Here is a 21,230-nt window from a genome sequence, read left to right as displayed (position 1 = left end):
CCTGGCCCCGATCGGACGGAGAGCCAGGGGAGATCGCGGATCTCCGGACATGCTAACGACGCCGCCGCGGCCCGGCGCCACCCGAACCCCCGTATGGCGTAGGGCGGTTCGGCCCGCTTCACCTGCTGTCCAAGGTCCGTCCACCGCCCGTCCGCGCTCAGGTCGGACGGTGGACGGACGGCGTGCGAACCGGGGCGGCGGCGGACCTCCGGGCACGGCGGAAATCGGTGTCGCGCGCGCCGGTCGATGGACATGATCGGATCAGCGGACAGCATGAGAATCGCACCGACGCGCCGGTGCCCACGGCCGTCAACCGGCGCCGCGCCGGGGCGAATTGACAGAGTTAGGCATGCCTAACCTAGGCTCGTCGCGCCCCTGGTCACCGGTCGTCCCACGACCGTCGGCCCGAACGACTGCGCGCCCGGAAGTGGACCCCCATGCGGCTCTATGTGCTGGCTCTGAACCCGACCGACTCGGTCACCGAGGGATTCCTCCCGGCCGCCCGCCGCCTCGGCCTGGACGTCACGGTCCTCACCGACCAGCCCGCCGCGCACCGGGCCGCGTACGGCGACGATCCGGCGGTCGACGTCCTGGAGTGCGACGTACGCGACTTCCGCGCCGTCATCACCCGCGTCTCCACCTATCGGCCGCCGGACGCCGTCTTCACCAACAGCGACCACCTCCAGGTCCAAGCCGCCCTGGCCGCCGACTACTTCGGCCTGCCCGCCAAGAGCTGGCAGGCCGCGCTGCGCACCAAGGACAAGGCCGAGACGCGCCGGGTCCTGGCCGCCTCGGGCGTCGACACGGTGTGGTCGGCGCAGTTGCCCGCGGGCCAGGACCCGGCGGCCTGCCTCGCCGGACTCGACGTGCCGTACCCCTGCGTCGTCAAACCGCGCGAGGGCGTGGCGAGCGAGGACGTCGTACGCGCCGAGGACCCGGCGGACCTGGAGCGCCGCGTCCGGCGGATCCAGGCCGACCGGCCGGGCGCCGCACTGGTCGTGGAGGAGTTCCTGCCCGGCGAACTGCTCACCCTGGAAACCCTCGGCGACGGTACGACCCGCCATGTGCTGGGCGGCTTCCGCACCACGCTGTCCCCGCCGCCGTACTTCATCGAGGAGCGGCTGACCTTCGTCCCCGCGCACCCCGCGCCCGTCGTCGACCAGGTCCTCGCCCAACTCGACGCCCTCGGCGTCGGATTCGGCGCCTGCCACACCGAATTCGTGCTGCACGAAGGGCGCGCGCGCCTGATCGAGGTCAATTACCGCGCCATCGGCGACCAGTGCGACCTGCTGCTGGCCGAACTGCTCGACCTGCCGCTCTTCGAACACATCCTCCGCACCCATCTGGGCGAACCCCTCCCGGCCGACCTGCGTACCGCGACCGGCCGCGCCGCCCGGCTCGACTACCCCTACGCGCGGCAGGCGGGCACCCTCACCGCCGCCCCCGGCCCGGCCGACCTGACGGCCGACGGCGTGCGCCTGACCTACCGGCCGTTGCGGGCGGTCGGCGAACGGCATCCGCTGCACCGCACCAACCGCGACCTGCTGGGCGTCGTCCGGGCCATCGGACCCGACGAGGACGCCGTGGAGCGGGCCGTCACCGGCTTCCTCGCCGAGCACCGCTGGGAGATCACGCTGTGACGGTGACCGGCCGGGCCGCCGGAGACGAAGAACGCGCCCTGCTGCTCGACGTGTTGAGCACGCTGCTGCGCGAGGACGTCGTGCGCCTGCGCACCGGCAGCGCCCTCGTACGCCGCCCCGACGGCGACTGGCTGCGACTGCCGGTGCCCGAGGCCGATGCGGACGCGCTGCCGCTGCCGCCGCCCGTGACCGACCCGGCAGGGGAGGAGTCGGCGCTCCTGGTGCCGGTCACGGCGGACGGCTTCCAGAGCGAGTACGCCGCCCGGCTCCCGCTGCTGCTCCAGGAGCCCGGCGGGCGGGAGTTGACGACCGGCGAGGACGCCCTGGCGGCGCTGCGCGCTCTCGCGGCGCCCGAGGACCGCGCGGGCTTCACCGCCTTCGCGACCGAGTACCGGGACGCGCTGACCGCCCTGCGGCTGCGGACCGCGACCCGCGCCGACACCGTGGCCCGGCTCACCGCACGCCACGGCGGTGACCCCGCCGGGTGGACCGGACTCACCGGCGCCCTCGCGTACGACACCCTGGCCGCCCGGTACGGCCACCCGGTGCACCCGACCTCCGCCGCCCGCAGCGGACTGACGGAACATCAACTCATCGCCCACGCGCCCGAATTCGCGCCACGCTTCGCCCTGCGCTGGCTCGCCCTGCCCAGGGAGGCCGTCACCGTGCAGGGCGCGGACGGCGATCGGGCACCCGACGGCCTCGGCCTCGGCGATCTGCGGCCGTCCGCCCTCACCCTCGGCCTGCCGCAGGAGCTGGACGGCACCCATGTCGCCGTCCCCGTCCACCCCCTCACGGCGGACGGCCCGCTGCGGGACGCGCTGCGCGCCACCGGCCTCGACGGCAGGTCCGTACTGGCCGACCGCACCTACCTGGACGTGGCGCCCACACTGTCGACCCGCACCGTCGCGGTCCTCGCCGACCCCGGCACCCACCTCAAACTGCCCCTGGCCACCTCGACGTTGGGGCTGCTCAACCGGCGCACGATCAAACCGGGCAGCCTGATCGACGGCGCGGCCGGGCAGCGGCTGCTGGAGGCGGTGACCGCGCGCGAACCGCGCTTCCGCGACAGCGTGCTGCACGCCGACGAGACCCGGTTCGCGCACGCGGGCCACGAACTCCTCGCCGTGCTCGTCCGCCGCCACCCGCCCGGCCTCGACGGCTGCGCCGTCCTGCCCATGGCCGCGCTGCTCGCCGAGGCCCCCGACGGCCGGCCGGTCATCGACCACCTCGCCGACCGCTACTACGGCGGTGACCCGCTCGCCCTGCTCGACGCGGTCCTCACCCTGCTCCTCGACTGGCAGACCACGCTCTTCGGATACGGCATCGCCCTGGAGTCCCACCAGCAGAACATCTCGCTGCTGCTGGACGACCCCGAAGGCCGCACCCGGCTGCGCCTGCTCCTCAAGGACGACGACGGCCTGCGCGTCAACCGCGTGCGGCTGCGCGCGGCCCTCGGCCCCGACGCGCCGGAGCGCGCCGCCTTCGACGACCCTCGCATCCTGGTGGACGACGACGGCCCGGTGGCCGACCTGTTCACCACGATCACCGTCCATCTGTGCGCGGGCGCCTACGCGTTCGCCCTCGCGCGGCTCGGCCGCGCCCCGCTGGAAGACCTGCTCGACCGCGTACGCGACCTGCTCGACCGGGCCGCGCGGCGGCTCGGCACCGGGCCGGGCGAAGCGGGCGAGACCCTGCGCGCACGTGTGCTCGACGCACCGCGCCTGCCCGTCAAAGCGATGGTGAGCGCGGGCACGCTGCTCACCAAGGACCGCTCAGGAGCCACCGACATCAACAAGCACTACACCACCGGACCCAACTACCTTCTGCGGAGCCGTTGATGACGCTGCCCACCATCACCGGACCCGCCGACTGCGCCCGGCACGCGGGACTGCCCGACGCGGACCGGGCCGTGGCCCACACCCTGCTGAACTGCCTGCTCCGCGAGGTGTCGGGGCCCGAGCACCAGACCGCCGTCATCGACGGCCGCCTGCTGGTACGGCTGCCCCGCACCGGAGTACGGCTGCGGGTCGCGCTGCGCCGCACCTCACTGCTCGGCGCGCACCGCTTCGCGGGACCGGTCACGGAACAGACCGGCCACGACGACTGGACCGAGATCGACTGGCGACGGCTGGCCGAACACACCCACGCCGAGCTGACCTCGCTCACCGGCGTGCCCAACGACGAATTCCTCGATCAGGTGGAGTCCAGCCACCACGGAGTCGCCACCGCGCTGCGCGCCCCGCGCCCTGTCGCGGCCGGGCTCCCGCTCGCCGGATACCTCGCCTCGGAACAGTCGCTCGTCTACGGCCACCGCTTCCACCCGGCCCCCAAGTCCCGTGGCGGCGACCCCGGTTCATGGGCCGCCTACGCACCGGAGACCTCGGCGTCCTTCCCGCTGCGGCTGCTCGCCGTGCGCGAGGATCTGACCGTTCAGGAGTGCGCCGAGCCCGGCGCCGCCGACCCGCTGGACCGGCTCGCGGCCGTGCCCACGGGCTACCGGCTGCTGCCCGCCCACCCCTGGCAGTACGACCTGCTGCGCCGCCACCCCGCGCTGCGCGCCGCCCTGGACCGCCGCGACGTGCTGGACCTGGGCCCCGGCAGGACCCGTTTCGCCGCCACCGCCTCCGTCCGCACCCTCTACGACGGCGACACCTTCCTCAAATTCAGCCTCAATGTGCGGATCACCAACTGCCTGCGCAAGAACGCCAGTTACGAGCTGGCCGGGGCCGTCGCCCTGACCCGGATGCTGCGGCCCGCCTTCGCCGACCTCGCCGCCCGCTTCCCCGGCGCCGACGTCCTGCGCGAGCCCGCCTACCGCAGCCTGGCCCTGCCCGGCCGCGACGGCCGCCCCGACCAGTCGCTGCTCGAAGGCTTCGGCGTGATCGTCAGGGAAGGGCTCGACCGGCGGCTCGGGCCCGGCGGCACCGCGCTGCTGGCCGCCGCCGTCGCCGACGAGTACCCGACAGGACCGGGGCACATCTCCCGGCTGGTCGCGGACGGCGGCCCGGCGGCGGCCCTGCGCTGGTGGCGCGCCTACCTGCGGCTGCTCGTACCCCCGGTGCTTGCCGCCTACTTCGACCACGGCGTGGTGCTCGAACCCCACCTCCAGAACGTGCTGGTCTGCGTCGACACCGACGGCGACCCCGTCCAGGTGCTCTTCCGCGACCTGGAGGGCACCAAACTGGTCCCCGAACTGCTCTCGGGCCCCTGCGCCGACGCCCTCGCCGCGCTGCCGCCCGAGGTCGCGGAGCCCCTGCGCTACGACGCCGACCGGGGCTGGGACCGGGTGGTCTACTGCCTGCTGGTCAACCACGTCGCCGAGATGCTGGCCGCCCTCGCCGACCTCCACCCGGACACCGAACCCGCCCTGTGGGCCGAGGTCCGCCGCGCCATCCGCGACCACGCGGACGAGCACGGCCATCACCCCCGGCTCGACGCCCTGCTCGCCGGAGCGCCGCTGCCCGCCAAGGCCAATCTCCTCACCCGCTGGGAACGCGCGGCCGACCGGTTCGCGGGATACGTACGCCTGCCGTCGCCGCTCGCCGAGGACGTCCTGCCGGCACCGCTCGCCGGGCACGCCCTTCCGGCACCGGACGGCGGACCCGGACACCCCGTGCGCGGCGCCGACCGCGATCCCGACGACGCGAGGACGCAGTCATGACCGCACCCGCACCCGCACCTGTCGCCGTCCCCGACTCGGTACGGACCACGGCTCTCGCCGTTCCGACCTCCCAACTGCCCGCCTACCTCTACGACCTGGCGGCGCTGCGCGCGCACGCGGCGGCCGTGCGGGCGGCGCTGCCCGAGCGGGCGGAGCTGTACTACGCGGCGAAGGCCAACCCGGAGCCGGAGATCCTGGCGGCGCTCGGCCCGTACGTGACCGGCTACGAGGTCTCGTCCGGCGGCGAGGCCGCCCATGTGGCGGCGGCGGTGCCGGGCCGCCCGCTGGCCTTCGGCGGACCGGGGAAGACCCCCGCCGAGATCACGGCCGCGCTCGACCTCGGCGTGGACCGCTTCCACGTGGAGAGCGCGTACGAACTGCGCGTGCTCGCGCATCTCGTGGCCGCGCGCGGGACCCGCGTCGGCGTGCTGCTGCGCTTCAACCTCGCTGTCGCACCGGGGGAGTTGGCGACGGGAGTGCTGGCCATGGGCGGCGGACCCTCGCCCTTCGGCCTCGATCCGGCGCAGGCCGACGCGGCCGTCCGCGCGCTCATCGACGGCAGCCATCCGCACCTCGAACTGTGCGGTGTGCACGCCCATTTGGCCAGCGGCCTCCCGGCGCCGCGATTGCTTGCCGTCGCCGAAGCCGTGGTCGCCTGGGCGACGGACCTCACGGCGCGGCACGGCGTCCCGCTCCGGGAGGTCAACGTCGGCGGCGGCATGGCCGTCGACTACACCCGCCCGGCGGAGCGCTTCGACTGGGCCGCGTACGGCGAGGGGCTCGCCCGGCTGCTCGACGCCCACCCCGGACCGCTGCTGCGCATCGAACCGGGCCGCGCCCTGACCGCGTACTGCGGCTGGTACGCCACCGACGTGCTGGACGTGAAGCCCAGCCACGGCGAGGAGTTCGCGGTGCTGCGCGGCGGCACCCACCATCTGCGGACCCCGGCTGCCAAGGGCCACGACCAGCCCTGCGCGCTGCTGCCGGTCGACGACTGGCCGCACCCGTGGCCGCGCTCGGCGGCCGACGGCGAACTGGTCACGCTGGCAGGCCAGTTGTGCACACCCAAGGACGTGCTCGCCCGGCGGGTCCCGGCGGCGGGACTCCGCGCGGGCGACCGGGTGCTGTTCGCGCTCGCCGGGGCGTACGCCTGGAACATCTCGCACCACGACTTCCTGATGCACCCCCGGCCGACCGTCCACTACGTCGATTCCACGGATGTCCCGGATTCCACGGCTCTCCCGGAATCCACGGACCGCTCCTGAGACCGGCCGCTCCCGGCCCGTTCCTGAGACCGGCCGCTCCCGGACCGGCCGAGGCGCCGGTCCGGGAGCGGGCGTGGGCGGCGGACGGTTCAGGACGCCTTGCCGGTCACCGTGATCGTGTGGCTGCCCGCCGGGATGCCGCGCAGCGTCACCCGGCCGTCCTTGAGCGTGGCCTGGAAGGCGTGCGCCCCCGAGCCGTCCCAGGCGACCCGGCCGTCGAACTTGACGGTGACGCGCGTGCCCGTCGCGGGCAGGTCGGCGACACCGGACGTCCCCTTGGGCGCCGTCAGGTCGAGCGTGAACTGCCGGTCACCGCCGCCGCGCTTCCAGTCGACGGTCAACGGACCGTGCGGCGTGGGAAGTTGACCGCGCGCCCAGGTGACGGAGCCCGGATGCGGTGCGACGCTCCAAGTGGCGAAGCCGGGAGTGACGGGCGTCGCGCCGAGCAGGTCGTTGGTCAGTGCCGGGACCACCCCGGTCGACCAGCCGTGCGCGGCCGAGGTGAAGCCGCCCTCGTACATCGAACCGCCCGGGCCGATGCCCTCCCAGTCGGTGATGCGGGGCCCGTGCCCGGCCATCCAGCCGTACAGCCGCTTGATCTCGTCGATGGCGGAGTCGGCCTTGCCCGCCAGGAAGCGGGCCTGGATCTCGGGGTACGAGGTGAAGGCGTAGACCCGCTGGGAGCCGTCCGGGACCAGGGTGTTGTTGTCCATGAAGGCGTTGCCGTACGGCTGGGCGGTGGTCCGGGACAGGTGGTCGAGCGCCGAGGCGGCGCGCGTCGGGTCGGCGACCCCGGCGACCACGGCCAGGCCGTTGCCGTCCTGCCCGTGCCGTACCGCGCCGGTCGCCGAGTCGAGGTAGGCGCCCGCCGCGCTGTCCCACAGACGGGCGTTGATCGCCGTGCTCACGGTGGCGGCGCGCTTCTGCCAGCGGTCGGCGTCCGCGCCGTGGCCCAGTGACGTCGCCAGCGCCGCCGCGTCCTTGAGCGCCTGGACGTAGAGGGTGTTGTAGTAGGTGACCTCGCCGCTGCGGGGCAGGAAGGCGTAGTCGCCGTAACCGCCGGTGCCGTTCAGGCCCTTGGCCAGCAGGCCGTTGGCGTCGGTGACGCTCGGGTACCAACTGTCCAGCGTCTTGACCAGGTTGGCGTAGTAGTCGCGGGCGTAGGCCGTGTCGCCGGTGTACAGCACGTAGTCCCAGCTACTGGTCACCCACCACAGCGGGTAGTCGAAGAGCGGGAGCGTGTAGGTGTTGATCGAGGCGGGCGGTATCCAGCCGTCGCCGCGCTGGTGGTCGGCGAGGTCGGCCAGCACGTTCTTGGCGGCGACCGCCGCGTCATGGGTCAGATACGTGGTGCGGCCGGAGACCGCGACATCGCCCACGTACGGGTCGCGGTCGCGCTTGGCGCCGTCGTGCAGCACGAGCTTGCCGTCCAGCGTCGGGCTGTCGGCGTTGCGCGGGTCGACGTCGTCCGACCGGAAGGTGTCGGTGACCAGTTCGTTGGTGTACGAGGCGTCGTACCAGTACTGGTTCAGCTCGGCGTCCGAGGACTCGAACCAGCCGGTGTAGGAGTCCGGGGTGCCGAGGAACGGGGTGAAGTCGAGCGAGACACCGTCGATCCGCACGGTGCCCGACGGCTGCGCGAGCGGCGCGTCGGAGGGGAGCGCGTCCAGGCTGATCCTCATGTAGCGGAAGCCGTGCAGGCCGTCGGCGCAGACCTTCGTACCGCTCAGGCAGCTCTTGTGGTCGGTCCAGATGCCGCCCTGCCGGGGGACCGCGTACTGATCGGTGCCGGGGCCGCCGGAGACGTCGGAGCGCGTGTAGTCGGAGCGGTCGGTGAGGTAGTCGAGCGTCTCGGAGAAGGCCACCCGCACGCCGGGGCTGTTGTCCGAGGCGCCCGCGAAGCTGATCCGGGGGTAGCCGGAGACGACCTTGCCGAAGTCGAGCGTGACGCTGGGCACCGGCTCGGCGGCGACCAGTCCCGGCCACACCTCGTTGATCCTGGTGTACTCGCCCTTGCCCGAGGACTGGTCCTTGGTCACGGTGATCCGCACCCGCGCGGTGGTCACGGACGAGGAGAAGGCGACCGCGCGCCGCACGTCGGAGTTGCCGGTGACGGTGGCGCGGGTGGTCCAGGCCGAGCCGTCCCAGGTCTCGACGGTGAAGTCCTGCGGGACGCCGTCGCTGTTGGACAGCACCGTGATGCCGGGGAGCGTGACCGGGGTCGGGCTGGTGATCTCCAGCCAGGCGGGATACGTGGCCGCGTTCGCGTCGTTCCAGAACGTGTCGGTGTCGCCGTCGACCGCGTTGCCCGGCACGTAGGTACGGGGCTTGCCGTCGTTGCCGTTGTTGCCGTCGTGGTACGAGGAGGCGGTGGCCGTGGTGTCGGCCGGCCACGTCGGCTTGGGCTTGGGGGCGGGCCTGTTGAGGGTGGCGGTGCCCTTGCCGAGGACGCCCTGAGGGTGGGCGACGTCGCCGGTGGTGGCCGTCACGGCGACCGGCCGCACCTCGCGGCTCGACGGTGCCCGTACGTACTTCCGCCAGGAGGCGGAGTGGGGGGAGTTGGCGGAGGCCGGCCCCGACAGGGCCATGGTCGCGGTGAGCGCGCCGACGACGGCGACGGCCTGCGCGATGCGGACCGACCGTCGGGAGAGCGTGCCACGGAGGGGATGCGCAGAGGACAAGAGGGCTCCAGGTGTTCCACGAGCCGCGTCCCGCAGCCCGCACCACTAAGAACGATTCAATTCGGCGCCGCTGAACCTATGGCGCGATTGAGCTGGGGGTCAATACATCCTTCGGCCAAGGCTTCGCATTGTCGCGACGCGGAATTGAAACGTCATTGAAACGGTGCGGCAGAGCCGCCCCCGCGTCCGGCCCGCCGTCGGCCCTGCTCGCCGGTCTCGTCCCGTGTTCCGACATCTTTCTCGAAACTGTCGAAGCCGACACCGCGTCAGTTCGGTGGTCCGATCGGGTGTTGGGTCACGCTTTGGTAACCCGTGACGCGAGCCTTGACCCCTTCTCCGGGCGCACTTTACCGTCACAGCGCGCAGCAAATTTCGGCGATGATGCCGAATCTTTCGAAAGGCTGGACCGATGAAGAAGCGCGCATTGCTCTCCCGCGCCGCGACCGCCAGAGCCCTGGCCGGCGGCGTGGCGCTCGTGCTCGGAATGTCCCTGGCCGCCTGTGGCGGCAGCAGCGGCGGCGACTCGGGCGGCGCCGGCTCGTTCCACGTGCTGGTCTACGGGGACGCGACCAACAAGGTCGAGAAGCAGATCGTCGCGACGTTCAACAAGACGTCCAAGGTCAAGGCGGTCCTCGACACCATCCCCGGCGCGGACTACCAGCAGAAGCTGCAGACGCTCATCAGCACCAAGCAGGCGCCCGACGTCTTCTTCAACTGGGGTGGCGGCAGCATCGCCCCCTTCGTCAAGAAGGGGCTTCTGCTGCCGTTGGACGAGATGATCGCCAAGGACCCGGGGCTCAAGAACAACTTCCTGACGTCGGTGTTCGACAGCGCCAAGGTGGACGGCAAGCCCTACGGCATCCCGATGCGCGGCACCCAGCCCGTCCTGCTCTTCAACAACAAGAAGGTGCTGGCCGACGCGGGCCTGACCGAGCCCAAGACGTGGGACGACCTGCTCAACGCGGTCAAGGTCCTGAAGTCCAAGCACATCACCCCGATCGCGCTCGGCGGCGGCGACCAGTGGCCGACCCTGATGTGGTACGAGTACGTCTACGACCGCGTCGCGGGCCCCGGCCTGTTCGAGAAGGCGCTCGCGGGCGACAAGAGCGCCTGGGCCAGCGCCGACAGCAAGAAGGCGCTGTCGATGCTCAAGGAGCTGGTCGACGCCGGTGCCTTCGGCACCAACTACGACTCGGTGAAGTTCACCGACAACGGCTCCGCGGCCCTGGTCGCCACCGGCAAGGCCGGGTTCGAGCTGATGGGCTCCTGGTACTACTCCACCCAGCAGGACGCCAACGCCGACTTCGCCAAGAACGACCTCGGCTTCAGCACCTTCCCGACCGTGACCGGCGGCGTCGGCGACCCGACCGACGTGGTGGGCAACACCAACAACTTCTACTCGGTGCTGAAGAAGACCAAGTACCCGGATGCGATAGCCGAATTCCTCAAGCTCCAGTACAGCGACGAATTCGTGCAGGCACAGCTCGGCATCGGCAATCTGCCGACGACGAGGAACACCGAGAAGTTCCTCGACACCTCGGCCGATCCCGCCTACTCCAAGTACCAGTACAACCTGGTCAAGGACGCGAAGTCCTTCCAGCTCTCCTGGGACCAGGCGTACCCGCAGTCGGCGAGCACCGCGATGCACACGGCGGTCCAGCAGTTCTTCGACGGCAAGCTCGACGCCGACGGGTTCATCAAGGCCATGCAGGCCCTGCCGTCGTCCTGACCAGGGAACCCTCCACATGATCACCACATCGCCCCCTGCGGCACGGAGCGGCACGGCCCACCGGGCCGGGATGGGCCGCCGCTCCGGCTCCGCGGTGACCCGCCCAGGTCTGGCCTGGGCGGTTCCCGCCACCTTGTTCTTCGTCTGCTTCGCCGTCGTTCCGCTGCTGCTGGTCGCCGTGCTGTCCTTCACGAGCTGGGACGGCCTCGGCTCACCCCAGTGGGCGGGCGTGGCCAACTGGAAGGCGCTGATCCACGACCACACCATGATCCAGAGCCTGTGGCTCAGCGCGCTGATCACGGTGCTCGGCGTCGTGATCCAGACACCGTTGAGCCTGCTGCTCGGCGTCTGGGCCGCGGGCCACCAGCGCAACCGCGCGATCCTCTCGGCGGTCTACTTCATCCCGCTGCTGCTGTCGGCCACCGCGATCTCGGTCCTGTGGCGGGCGATGCTCGACCCCAACTTCGGTGTGCCCGCACAGGCCAGATGGCTCTTCGGGGACGGAAATCTGCTCGGCATGCGGTCCGGCGCCATCGGCGTGCTCGTCTTCGTCGGCGCGTGGCAGTACACCCCGTTCCACACCCTGATCTACCAGGGTGCCGCGCGCGCCGTCCCGCCCGTGCTCTACCAGGCGGCGGCCATCGACGGCGCGGGAACCATCCGGCAGTTCTGGCACATCACCCTGCCGCAACTGCGCAACACCATGATCACCTCGATGATCCTGATGGTCGTCGGCGGCCTCACCACCTTCGACACCGTGCTGATCCTCACCCAGGGCGGCCCCGGCACCGACACCACCATCAGCGCCTACTACATGTACCAAAAGGCGTTCAAGAGCTTCGACTTCGGCGGTGGTTCCGCCATCGCCCTGGTCCTCGTCGTGATCGCCACGATCGTCTCGCTGATCGTCGTCAAGGTCTCCGGATACGACAAGATGCGCAGCTCGGCGGAGGGCCTGTGATGACACGCCGAACCAACCGCCACCGCCCCAACTACCTGGCCGGGCTCGGCTCCCTGGTCTGGCTCTTCCTCGTGGGCCTGCCGCTGTACGTGATGCTCGCCGCGACCCTCCAGAGCCGCAGCGACTATTTCAAGAGCGGCCCGCTGGGCTTCCCCCGGCACTTCACGCTGAAGAACTACACGCAGGACTTCCACAACGGCTTCGGCCAGTACTTCCTCAACACCCTGCTGGTCACCCTCGCCGTCGTCGCCATCGTGCTGCTGCTCGTGCCGCCGCTGGCGTACGCGATCGTCCGCGGCCGAGGGCGCCTCACCACCGGCGTCTTCCGGGTCTTCCTGCTGGGCCTGGCCATCCCCGCGCAGGCCGTGATCGTGCCGATGTTCTACGTCATCACCAAGGCCGGTCTCTACGACAACCTCATCGGCGTCATCCTGCCGACCGCCGCGTTCTCCATGCCGGTGTGCGCGCTGATCCTGTCCGGCGTCATGCGCGACATCACCCCCGACCTCTACGAGGCCATGGCGATGGACGGCGCCGCGCCCTGGCGGGTCTTCTTCCAGCTCGTGCTGCCGCTGTCCAAGGGCGGCCTGTCCACCATCGTGGTCTTCTCCGCGCTCCAGTCCTGGAACGGCTTCCTGTTCCCGCTGGTCCTGACGCAGTCCGACTCGTCCAAGGTCATCACCCTCGGCCTCTACAACTTCCAGACAGAGCACGGCATCGACGTCCCCGGCCTGCTGGCCGCGGTGGTGCTGTCGATGCTGCCCATCTTCATCGTCTACCTGTTCGCCCGGCGCGCCCTGGTCCAGGGCCTCATGGGCGTCGGAGGAAAGTGACCGACACCGTGGTCGAAGAGACAGAACCCGTCACCGAACCCTGGCGCGACCCCGACCTGGCCCCCGAACTGCGGGCCGACGCGCTGATCTCCGCGATGACCTTGCGGGAGAAGGCCGCGCAACTCGTCGGCGTCTGGGTCGGAGCGTCCGACGACGGCGGCGAAGTCGCCCCGTTCCAGCACGAGATGGAAGCGCCGGTCGACCTGGAGGCGCTGTTGCCGCAAGGACTCGGGCAGCTCACCCGGTCGTTCGGGACCGCGCCGGTCGACCCCGCGCTCGGCGCGCTGTCGCTGCTGCGCACCCAGCGCGCCATCGCCGGGGCCAACCGCTTCGGCATCCCCGCGCTCGCCCACGAGGAGTGCCTGGCCGGTTTCGCCGCCTGGGGCGCCACCGCCTACCCCGTACCGCTGGCCTGGGGCGCCACCTTCGACCGCGCGCTGATCCGCCGCATGGCCCGCGCCATCGGCGACGACATGCGCTCGGTCGGCGTGCACCAGGGCCTGGCCCCGGTCCTCGACGTGGTGCGCGACGCCCGCTGGGGCCGCGTCGAGGAGACGATCGGAGAGGACCCGTACCTCGTCGGGACCCTCGGCACCGCCTACGTCCAGGGCCTGGAGTCCGCCGGAGTCGTCGCCACCCTCAAGCACTTCGCGGGCTACTCCGCCTCCACCGCGGGCCGCAATCTCGCCCCGGTCGGCATGGGCGTACGAGAGCGCGCCGACGTGATCCTGCCGCCGTTCGAGATGGCGATCCGGGAGAGCGGGGTGCGCTCGGTCATGCACGCCTACACCGACACCGACGGCGTTCCCTCCGCCGCCGACGAACTTCTGCTGACCGGACTCCTGCGGGACACCTGGGGGTTCACCGGCACCGTGGTCGCCGACTACTTCGGCATCGCCTTCCTCCAGACCCTGCACGGCGTGGCGGGCACCCTCGGCGAAGCGGCGGGCGCCGCCCTCGCGGCCGGCGTGGACGTCGAACTGCCCACCGTGAAGGCGTACGGCGAACCCCTGCTCAAGGCCGTCGCCGACGGGAAGGTGCCCGAAGCCCTCGTCGACCGCGCGGTACGCCGGGTGCTGATCCAGAAGGCACAGCTCGGACTCCTCGACGCCGACTGGGACCCGACTCCCGCCGCCCTCAAGGGCCTTGGCGCGGCCTCCGCCGACGGTACGGCCTCCGTCGACGACACGGCCTCCGCCGACGGCACAGCCTCCGTCGACGGTACGGCCGACCTCACCGACGCCGGGATCGACACCGAGGCGCTGCGCGGCCGGGTCGACCTCGACCCGCCGGCCAACCGCGCCATCGCCCGGCAGGTCGCCGAGCAGAGCGTCGTCCTGCTGCGCAACGACGGCGACACCCTGCCGCTGGACCGCCCCGCGACCATCGCCGTCATCGGCCCCAACGCCCACACCCCCACCGCCGTGCTGGGCTGCTACGCCTTCCCCGTACACGTCGGCGGACAGCACCCCGACACCCCGCTCGGCATCGAACTGCCCACCCTGCGCGAGGCGTTGGTCGCCGAATTCCCCGGCGCGCGGATCGTCTCGGCGCTCGGCGCGAGCATCGACGGCGCCGACACCGACGGCTTCGCCGAGGCGGTACGGGTGGCACGTGGCGCGGACGCCGTCGTCCTCGCCCTCGGCGACCGGGCGGGCCTGTTCGGACGCGGCACCAGCGGGGAGGGCTGCGACGCGGAGTCGCTGACGCTGCCCGGCGTGCAGCAGCAGCTCCTCGACACCCTGCTGGACACGCTCGCGGGCACCGGTACCCCGCTGATCGTCACCCTGCTGGCCGGGCGGCCCTACGCGCTCGGCCGCGCCGCCACCGAGGCCGCCGCCGTCGTGCAGTCCTTCTTCCCCGGCGAGGAGGGCACCGCCGCCGTCGCCGGAATCCTCAGCGGCCGGGTCGAGCCCTCCGGCCGACTGCCCGTCAGCGTCCCGCGCCGCCCCGGCGGCCAGCCGTCCACGTATCTGGCGGCGCGCCTCGGCAAGGCCAGCGAGGTCTCCAGCATCGACCCCACCGCGGCCTTCGCCTTCGGCCACGGGCTGACGTACACCCGATTCCAGTGGACGGACCTGGACGTGCCGCGCCTGCACACCGGGACGGACGGGGAGATCGCGCTCGCCTTCACCGTGCGCAACACCGGTCGCCGGGACGGCACCGAGGTCGTCCAGCTCTACCTCCACGACCCGGTCGCCTCGGTCGTGCAGCCCGTGCAGCGGCTGGTCGGCTACCACCGGGTCGCCCTCGCGCCCGGCGAGTCCGCCCGCGTCGAGGTCACCGTGCCCGCCGACCTGGCCGCGTTCACCGGCCGTGACGGCCGACGCGTCGTGGAACCGGGGGAGTTGGAGCTGCGGCTCGGCGCCTCCTCCACCGATCTGCGGCTCACCGTCGTCTGCGCCCTGACCGGCCCGGCCCGCACGGTGGACCACACCCGCAGGCTGCACGCCGACTTCACGACGGATCGCGAACGGGACTCCGTGTCCTGAACATCCTGAACGCCACTTCTGTAGCGGTGACCTGACGGACCGACAGCCGTGTCCCGCCCTGCGCGGAGGCGCGGCTGTCGGCGTTACGGAACCGGCGCCGACGGGGGAGCGGCGGGTCCCTCCCGTAGCGCCCGCGCCTCCAGATGCCGCCACATCGCCGACGCGTTGAACCCCGCTCCCCGACCGGCGGCTGGACCCCCTGCACGCGCTGGGCGACGTGATGGACCTTGGCCACGCCTTCTTCGCCTCCGCCGGGCTGCCGCGGGACCGCCTCGCGGCCCTGCGCGACGCCTTCCGCGCCTCGCTGCCCGCGGCCTTGGTGAGCGTGACGCCGAAGTCGTCGGAGGAGAAGACGCCGCCGTAGCCGCCGCGCCAGATCCGGCCGCGCCGGTTCGGATCGGCCACGACGGCGCGGTAGACGTCGTCCTTGCGCAGCCCCTTCCAGTGCCCGCCGCCGTCGGCGGTGGTCCAGCCGCCGACGGAGTCCAGCCGCTGGCAGCCGACTACTGGCAGCTGTGCTGGCAGCAGGCCGCCCCGCTGAACGCCCCGGCCGAGGACCCGCCGGTCAGGGAGGACCGGCTGATGCTGTCGCTGCTGGTCGGCGGCCTGAAGGACGAGGCCATCGCCCGTCAGCTCGGCTGGTCCATCCGTACGATGCGCCGCCGGATGAGCGGCCTGGACGAACGTCTCGGGGTCACCAACCGCTTCCAGGCCGGGGTGGTCGCGACCCGGCGCGGCTGGATCTGACCGGCGGTCGCATGCGCCGGGAGCGGAGGCCGGGCTCACGGCCGGGTGCGGGGTCGGGTACGGGGTCGGATGCCGCCTGGATACGAGGCCGGACGCGTGCCCGCGCGGACTCACCCATTCGGCGATCCGAGTGACGGAGCGTCGGGCGGAGCCGGGATACCACGCTGACCTGTGGAATTGCCGCATGTCGAGCGCGACACGCTGCCGGATGCCGCCAGAAGTGACGGGTTGTCAGCAGGCGCGGTGCCCGGCCGCCGGGTTGCCTCGGAAGCGCGAGCACGGATTTCCCCCGTTGCGGTGCACCGGCATCCGCGTCCGGACTCGCTGGAGGATCACTCATGCGTTCGATCAACACGCTTCTGGGCACCGCCGTTCTCGGTGCGAGCATCGCGCTGGCCGCTCCGGCCGCTCACGCCGCCGCCGCGCTGCCGCAGACCACGGCCGAGTGCACCAAGGCGGTGGCCGCCGCCGACAAGGCGCAGGCCGACTACGACGCCGCGCTGGCGGACTACAAGAAGCAGGTCGCGGCGGGCGGCCACCCCGGCACCGCCGAGCAGGACAACCTCTCCGCGCTGGAGAACCAGGTCAACGTCACGGCCTCCGACGCCTCGCGCGTCTGCCCGGACGCCAAGGTCCCGTCCGGCACCGTGCACACCGGCATCGGCAGCACGAGCGAGGGCGGCAACACCACCGAGATCGCGCTCGGCGCCGGTCTGCTCGGTGTCGTCGGCGCGGGCACCCTCGTACTGCGCCGCCGCCGCGCCGGTGGCCAGGTCTGACGAAGGTCCGACGCGAGGTCGCCGACGCGGGGCGCGCAGCCCTGACGCAGCCCTGACGCGGTCCTGGTCACCGGCCGTCACGGCCTCACCGGCCCGCCGCGGTCGCACCCGTGCCCCGTACCCCGTGGTCGTACCGCGCGGTGCGGGGCCGCGCCCCGGCGCCTTCTCGCCGCGTCATCCGATTGGCCGCGTCCCCCGGCAGGCCGCGTCTTTCGGCAGCCCGAGCCGCCTCCCCCCTACGTGACGTCAGACAGGCAGACCCCGTGGACCACAACGCCCCCGCAGGCAGCGGCCTGCTCCGCCGTATCGCGCTGACCGTGCTGACGACGGTCGCGGTGTCCGTCGGGATCACCCTGATCAGCAACGGCGCCCAGTCGCAGACGCCCCCGCCGCAGCCGGGCGCCGCCCAGGCGTTCGCGGCGCAGGACGACACGCCGAGCCCCGCGCCGACGCGGCCCGGCGTCCCTGCGATCACGGTGCTGCCGCCCTCGGTGCCGACCGAGGTCCGGATTCCCTCCATCCGCCTCGACGCCCCGGTGACCGGCCTCGACCTGCGACAGGACGGCCACCTCGACGCGCCGCCGGACGACAACCGGAATCTGGCGGGCTGGTACCGGGGCGGTACGGCGCCCGGAGCCGTCGGCACCGCGATCCTCGCCGGTCACGTTGACACCCGGCAGGGCTCCGCCGTCTTCTACAACCTCGGCGCGCTCAAGAAGGGCGCCGCCGTCGAGGTGGACCGCCAGGACGGCCGTACCGCCCTGTTCACGATCGACGCCATCGAGGTGTACGCGGCCAAGGACTTCCCGAACAACAAGGTCTACGGTCCCGCCTCCCGGCCGGAGCTGCGCCTGATCACCTGCGGCGGCGGATTCGACAAGAAGCGGCAGCAGTACCTGGGCAATGTCGTCGTCTACGCCCACCTGACCGGGGCCCGCCTCTGAGGCCGTGACGTGCCCGGCGTACCTGCTCCGACGTACCGGCCGACACCGGCGTACCTGCTCCGACGTACCTGCGCGACGCACCGACCGACACCGACGCACCGAACGTTCCGACGTACCGAACGACACCGATCGAGGAGTGGCTGTGGCCAAGGCATATCTGGTGGGAAGCGGAATCGCGTCGCTCTCGGCGGCGGCGTTCCTGATCCGCGAGGGCGGATTCACGGGCTCCGACATCGTGATCCTGGAGGAGCAGGACCGCGAGGGCGGCAGCCTGGACGCGGCGGGCACGCCCGAGAGCGGCTACACCATGCGCGGCGGCCGGATGTTCGAGGTGCACTTCGACTGCACCTACGACCTGCTGTCCTCCGTCCCCTCCCTCGACGACCCCACCAAGTCCGTCACCGAGGACACCTTCGCCTTCCACGAGGACTTCGCCTGGAACGACCACGCCCGGCTGGTGGACGCGGAAGGGAAGGTGATCGACGCGCACTCGATGACCTTCTCCGAGCGCGACCGGCTGGAGTTGGTGGCGTGCGTGGCGACCCCGGAGAAGCTGCTGGACGGCAAGCGCATCGCGGACTGTTTCCACGAGGAGTTCTTCCACACCAACTTCTGGGCGATGTGGTGCACCACCTTCGCCTTCGAGCCCTGGCACAGCGCGATCGAGTTCCGCCGCTATCTGAACCGCTTCGTGCACCTGTTCAAGACCTTCGACAGCATGTCGGGGATCTACCGCACGCGGTTCAACCAGTTCGACTCGATCGTGCGCCCGCTGATGAAGTGGCTCGCCGACCAGGGCGTCGTCGTGCAGTTGGGCACCCGCGTCACCGATCTGCGGCTCGCGCCGGGCGACGAGCTCACCGTGGAGGCCATCACCTGGGTGCGCGGCGGCGCGACCGAGGAGACGGCGGTCGGCCCCGACGACCTGGTGATGGTCACCAACGGTTCGATGACCGCGAACTCCACCCTCGGCGACACCGACACCGTGCCCGTCCTGGACACCACGAGCACCGCCGGGTCCTGGGCGCTGTGGGAGACGCTGGCCGCCAAGCGCCGCGGGCTCGGCGACCCGAAGGTGTTCGACTCCTCCGTCAAGGACTCCACCTGGGAGTCGTTCACGGTCACGACCAAGGACCCACTCTTCTTCAAGCTGATGGAGGAGTTCAGCGGCAGCGAGGCGGGCAAGGGTGGCCTGATCACGTTCAAGGACTCCAAGTGGCTGCTGACCATCGTCCTCAACCACCAGCCGCACTTCCGTGAGCAGCCCGAGGACACGTACGTCTGGTGGGGTTACGCGCTCTTCCCCGACCGGGAGGGCGACTTCGTCGGCAAGCCGATGGCGCGGTGCACCGGCCGCGAGATCCTGGACGAGGTCCTTCAGCACCTGCGGTTCGCCGAGCGCCCGCGCATCCTGGACGACTCGATCGTGATCCCGGCGATGATGCCGTACATCACCAGCCAGTTCCTGGTCCGCTCCGCGGGCGACCGCCCCCAGGTCGTCCCCGAGGGCTCCACCAACCTGGCCTTCATCGGGCAGTACGCGGAAGTGCCCGACGACGTCGTCTTCACCGTGGAGTACTCGGTGCGCACCGCGTGGACCGCCGTGGCGGGACTGCTCGGTCTCGAGCGGCAGCCCCCGCCGGTCCACAAGGGCGGCCACGACCCGAAGGTGCTGATCGAGGCGGTGCAGACGCTCCACCGCCGCTGACGCCGGTTAGGCGGGGCCGGGCTCGCGCTGCGCGTCGTCCAGGGCGCGGAGGTGTTCGAGCGCGGGGACGGCGGCGGCCAGCGCCGCCGCCTCGTCGGGGGGCAGCCGGTCGATGAGCCGGGCGAAGACCTCGACACTCGACCGGCGGCGCTCGGCCAGAACCGGCGCGCCGTACCGAGAACGAGCGCTCAGTAGACCGCGGCGACCAGTAGGAGAACGACCCCGGTCACCGACGCGCCTATGCGTACGAGGTGGAAGCGGCCCCAGCGGTCCCGGAGCCCCTGCCAGTCGTCGGGAAGGGTGTCGACCGTCCAGGTCCCGATGCGCGTGACGATCGGGACCTCGACGGCTGCCGTCACCACCAGGGCGACGACGAACAGCGCGAGTGCCGCCAATGTGAGGAAGAACGTGCGGCGGTGCCCGTCGTAGGACAGCACCAGGACGGGAACCGCGGACAGCAGCGCCGCGGGCATGAGCACGGTCATCACCTGGGCCATGTTCCGGCTCAGCCTCCGCACGAGCGGAAGCATGAAGTCCGGCTCGAAGCGCGGCATGGACCGGGTGAGGGCGAGCCAGGGACCCCAGAACATCCCCGAGACCGCGGCCGACAGAAGGATGTTGACCAGCTGCCAGGTCTTCATGGTGATGCGCCTCCCCGTGGTTACTGTCACTGTAAATTTACAGTAGCAGAATAAATTATGCTCCCGCACTATGCTGTGCGCATGAGCAGGGGCACGGTGAACTGGACGGTGCTGCGCGCGCCCGCCGCGGGGGAGCCCGAGGGCGAGGGGCTGCGCGAGCGCAAGAAGCGCCTGATGCGGCAGCAGCTCTCCGACGCGGCGACGCGGATGTTCGTGGAGCGCGGCTTCGACGCCGTACGGGTCGCCGAGATCGCCCAGGCGTGCGGGGTGTCGGAGAAGACGGTCTTCAACTACTTCCCGACCAAGGAATCGCTGATCCTGGACCTGCCGCAGGCGACCGCGGCCTCCCTGGAAGTGGCGCTCTCCGACCCCGCGCCCGGCTTCTCACCGGTCGCGGCGGCGCTGCGGGTCCTGGCCGACGAGCTGGCGAGCGTCACCTCCTGGCTCGCCGCCCAGGACGACCGGGCCGGCGCCGCCGCGGACTTCCGTCGCTTCGGCGCGCTCATCCACTCGACCCCCTCGCTGCGCGCCCAGCAACGGGAGATCCGCGACGAACTCGTCGCCGTCACCGCAGGACTGCTCGCCCGCAGGACCGGCGCGGAGCCCGGCGACCCGGAGCCGCAGATCACGGCCACCGCACTGCTCGGGCTGTGGCCGGTGCAGTTCCGCAGCCTCGGCCGCCACCTCGACGGGACCCGCACGCCCGGCCAGGTGCGGGACGCGGTCACCGTCGACGTGCACCGTGCCGCGAACCTCATCGACGCCGGACTGCGGACGTTCGGGGCGCCGGACGCCGGATAACGCCGGGTCGGCCGTACGGGACGGCGCTTCATGCGTGTCCCGCGTGCGATCTCCGTCACTCGCGCGGGCATTGTCCCCACGGCACGGGCCGGTTACCGTGATTGCTGTTTTCCGGCAGGACCGACGCGAGAGAGGGGACGGGCATGCGCGGCGCACACGACAGCGGCGGCACACCCCGCCCCGGCGGGTCCTTCCAGCTCCACGTCGCCAGGCGCCACGTCGACCTGCTGCGCGTGAGCAGCGCCCTGTGTCCGGAAACCCTCCCGGCCCGCTGACCGTCCAGGAGCCCGCAGGTCCGCACGTCCCGTCGGGACGTCGACCCCGCTTCCCGCACGGCGGCGCGTA

17 protein-coding genes are annotated in these 21,230 nt (G+C 71.9%); 15 read left to right on the top strand and 2 right to left on the bottom strand.

The genetic code is table 11. The annotated features are described in order from the left end of the window. The first annotated feature begins 437 nt into the window (after positions 1-437). Genes ACIOC1_RS13820 through ACIOC1_RS13805 form a run of 4 tightly spaced genes read left to right on the top strand, consistent with a single transcriptional unit; the run spans position 438 to position 6,569 of the window. Positions 438-1,640, top strand: a complete 1,203-nt coding sequence (locus ACIOC1_RS13820; RefSeq protein WP_401854117.1) for an acetyl-CoA carboxylase biotin carboxylase subunit family protein — start codon at positions 438-440, stop codon at positions 1,638-1,640. A 2-nt stretch (positions 1,641-1,642) separates the two neighbouring features. Beyond that, entirely contained in the window at positions 1,643-3,481 is a 1,839-nt protein-coding gene (locus ACIOC1_RS13815) for an IucA/IucC family protein (protein WP_401854288.1), read from the top strand. Beyond that, entirely contained in the window at positions 3,481-5,304 is a 1,824-nt protein-coding gene (locus tag ACIOC1_RS13810) for an IucA/IucC family protein (RefSeq protein ID WP_401854115.1), read from the top strand. Before ACIOC1_RS13815 ends, ACIOC1_RS13810 begins: the two co-directional genes overlap by 1 nt. Continuing rightward, complete coding sequence (locus tag ACIOC1_RS13805; RefSeq protein ID WP_401854112.1) at positions 5,301-6,569, top strand: type III PLP-dependent enzyme; 1,269 nt, start codon at positions 5,301-5,303, stop codon at positions 6,567-6,569. Before ACIOC1_RS13810 ends, ACIOC1_RS13805 begins: the two co-directional genes overlap by 4 nt. Before the next feature lie 89 nt (positions 6,570-6,658). Here the strand turns inward: ACIOC1_RS13805 and ACIOC1_RS13800 are convergent, their stop codons facing one another. Continuing rightward, the gene (locus ACIOC1_RS13800; protein WP_401854110.1) at positions 6,659-9,250 is read right to left on the bottom strand and encodes an alpha-L-rhamnosidase C-terminal domain-containing protein; all 2,592 of its coding nucleotides are present in this window, start codon (positions 9,248-9,250) and stop codon (positions 6,659-6,661) included. 409 nt (positions 9,251-9,659) lie between these two features. Between ACIOC1_RS13800 and ACIOC1_RS13795 the strand changes: the two genes are divergently transcribed. The 9 genes from ACIOC1_RS13795 to ACIOC1_RS13755 all read left to right on the top strand — a co-directional run bounded on the left by ACIOC1_RS13795 (position 9,660) and on the right by ACIOC1_RS13755 (position 19,443). Beyond that, positions 9,660-10,979: an extracellular solute-binding protein gene (locus ACIOC1_RS13795; RefSeq protein WP_355345733.1), complete on the top strand. Its 1,320-nt coding sequence runs from the start codon at positions 9,660-9,662 to the stop codon at positions 10,977-10,979. Between the two features lie 19 nt (positions 10,980-10,998). After that, complete coding sequence (locus ACIOC1_RS13790; protein WP_401854286.1) at positions 10,999-11,940, top strand: carbohydrate ABC transporter permease; 942 nt, start codon at positions 10,999-11,001, stop codon at positions 11,938-11,940. Continuing rightward, a complete protein-coding gene (locus ACIOC1_RS13785; protein WP_188279491.1) occupies positions 11,940-12,773 on the top strand; it encodes a carbohydrate ABC transporter permease in 834 nt (277 codons plus the stop codon). Before ACIOC1_RS13790 ends, ACIOC1_RS13785 begins: the two co-directional genes overlap by 1 nt. Continuing rightward, the gene (locus tag ACIOC1_RS13780; protein ID WP_401854107.1) at positions 12,770-15,265 is read left to right on the top strand and encodes a beta-glucosidase; all 2,496 of its coding nucleotides are present in this window, start codon (positions 12,770-12,772) and stop codon (positions 15,263-15,265) included. Before ACIOC1_RS13785 ends, ACIOC1_RS13780 begins: the two co-directional genes overlap by 4 nt. Positions 15,266-15,485: 220 nt before the next feature. Beyond that, a complete protein-coding gene (locus ACIOC1_RS13775) occupies positions 15,486-15,629 on the top strand; it encodes a hypothetical protein (RefSeq protein ID WP_401854105.1) in 144 nt (47 codons plus the stop codon). An 80-nt stretch (positions 15,630-15,709) separates the two neighbouring features. Next, positions 15,710-16,012: a hypothetical protein gene (locus tag ACIOC1_RS13770; RefSeq protein ID WP_401854102.1), complete on the top strand. Its 303-nt coding sequence runs from the start codon at positions 15,710-15,712 to the stop codon at positions 16,010-16,012. A gap of 338 nt (positions 16,013-16,350) precedes the next feature. After that, complete coding sequence (locus tag ACIOC1_RS13765; protein WP_188279498.1) at positions 16,351-16,791, top strand: hypothetical protein; 441 nt, start codon at positions 16,351-16,353, stop codon at positions 16,789-16,791. Positions 16,792-17,054: 263 nt separating this feature from the next. Then, positions 17,055-17,735 carry a class F sortase gene (locus tag ACIOC1_RS13760; protein WP_355345724.1) on the top strand — a complete coding sequence of 227 codons (681 nt, stop codon included), beginning with the start codon at positions 17,055-17,057 and terminating at the stop codon, positions 17,733-17,735. Positions 17,736-17,871: 136 nt separating this feature from the next. Further along, positions 17,872-19,443: an oleate hydratase gene (locus ACIOC1_RS13755; RefSeq protein WP_401854100.1), complete on the top strand. Its 1,572-nt coding sequence runs from the start codon at positions 17,872-17,874 to the stop codon at positions 19,441-19,443. Positions 19,444-19,631: 188 nt separating this feature from the next. Here the strand turns inward: ACIOC1_RS13755 and ACIOC1_RS13750 are convergent, their stop codons facing one another. After that, a complete protein-coding gene (locus ACIOC1_RS13750; protein ID WP_401854097.1) occupies positions 19,632-20,084 on the bottom strand; it encodes an anthrone oxygenase family protein in 453 nt (150 codons plus the stop codon). Between the two features lie 81 nt (positions 20,085-20,165). On the opposite strand from ACIOC1_RS13750, the gene ACIOC1_RS13745 reads away from it, so the two are divergent. Then, positions 20,166-20,885, top strand: coding sequence for a TetR/AcrR family transcriptional regulator (locus ACIOC1_RS13745; RefSeq protein ID WP_401854094.1), 720 nt, complete (start codon positions 20,166-20,168; stop codon positions 20,883-20,885). 143 nt (positions 20,886-21,028) lie between these two features. Then, the gene (locus tag ACIOC1_RS13740; RefSeq protein ID WP_355345712.1) at positions 21,029-21,160 is read left to right on the top strand and encodes a putative leader peptide; all 132 of its coding nucleotides are present in this window, start codon (positions 21,029-21,031) and stop codon (positions 21,158-21,160) included. Positions 21,161-21,230 lie beyond the last annotated feature (70 nt).

The sequence above is a fragment of the Streptomyces sp. NPDC088197 genome (assembly GCF_044741185.1).
In the GTDB taxonomy this organism is placed as follows: Bacteria; Actinomycetota; Actinomycetes; order Streptomycetales; family Streptomycetaceae; genus Actinacidiphila.
The sequence above is the reverse complement of the archived record's forward strand: the minus strand, read 5'-3'. Positions and strand labels throughout refer to the sequence as shown.

Bases quoted from the DNA above. Each gene is read 5' to 3' on its own strand.
- ACIOC1_RS13795 (WP_355345733.1), top strand. From the start codon at position 9,660: ATGAAGAAGCGCGCATTGCTCTCCCGCGCCGCGACCGCCAGAGCCCTG.
- ACIOC1_RS13750 (WP_401854097.1), bottom strand. From the start codon at position 20,084: ATGAAGACCTGGCAGCTGGTCAACATCCTTCTGTCGGCCGCGGTCTCG.
- ACIOC1_RS13740 (WP_355345712.1), top strand. From the start codon at position 21,029: ATGCGCGGCGCACACGACAGCGGCGGCACACCCCGCCCCGGCGGGTCC.
- ACIOC1_RS13805 (WP_401854112.1), top strand. From the start codon at position 5,301: ATGACCGCACCCGCACCCGCACCTGTCGCCGTCCCCGACTCGGTACGG.
- ACIOC1_RS13775 (WP_401854105.1), top strand. From the start codon at position 15,486: ATGGACCTTGGCCACGCCTTCTTCGCCTCCGCCGGGCTGCCGCGGGAC.
- ACIOC1_RS13765 (WP_188279498.1), top strand. From the start codon at position 16,351: ATGCGTTCGATCAACACGCTTCTGGGCACCGCCGTTCTCGGTGCGAGC.
- ACIOC1_RS13820 (WP_401854117.1), top strand. From the start codon at position 438: ATGCGGCTCTATGTGCTGGCTCTGAACCCGACCGACTCGGTCACCGAG.
- ACIOC1_RS13745 (WP_401854094.1), top strand. From the start codon at position 20,166: ATGAGCAGGGGCACGGTGAACTGGACGGTGCTGCGCGCGCCCGCCGCG.
- ACIOC1_RS13785 (WP_188279491.1), top strand. From the start codon at position 11,940: ATGACACGCCGAACCAACCGCCACCGCCCCAACTACCTGGCCGGGCTC.
- ACIOC1_RS13810 (WP_401854115.1), top strand. From the start codon at position 3,481: ATGACGCTGCCCACCATCACCGGACCCGCCGACTGCGCCCGGCACGCG.